Annotated in this window: 1 protein-coding gene; it reads right to left on the reverse strand. The window is 38.3% G+C overall.

Features of this window, described 5'->3' with window-relative positions; translation table 11 throughout:
- Positions 1–369 (reverse strand): S1/P1 nuclease (locus tag SCA31_RS22655; RefSeq protein ID WP_410699304.1); only part of this gene is annotated, 369 nt, incomplete at its 3' end.
- Between the last annotated feature and the right edge of the window lie 2 nt (positions 370–371).

Consider the following 371-nt stretch of genomic DNA (forward strand, 5'->3'; position numbering starts at 1 on the left):
GTCTTTTTCAGAAGTATTTTTGTCTTTAATCTGGCTGGATAAAGTTTTTGCCTGTGTATAAAGACTTGGACCTGCCTGAGCTTTAAGATTCTGCTCAAAAGCTTTAAAATCAACCTGTGGATCAATATTTACATAATGCCATGATGAAGCCTGTTTCCATGCTCCTGTGGTATCAGATTTAATAAAGTCCGGCCAGTTTGCCCAATAGGCAAGACGTTCCTGGCCCATTATTTTTCTGATTTCTCTCCTTGCTCTTCCGGAAAGATGATTTTCTGCAATTTCTGCAATAATTCTGTGCCCGGTCAATCCCCATGCATAAGAATACAGTGAAGAGGAGATGAATGCTAAAATCAGAATTTTAGAATAAATAC

This window comes from Chryseobacterium sp. SIMBA_028 (genome assembly GCF_046535285.1).
Lineage (GTDB): Bacteria > Bacteroidota > Bacteroidia > Flavobacteriales > Weeksellaceae > Chryseobacterium.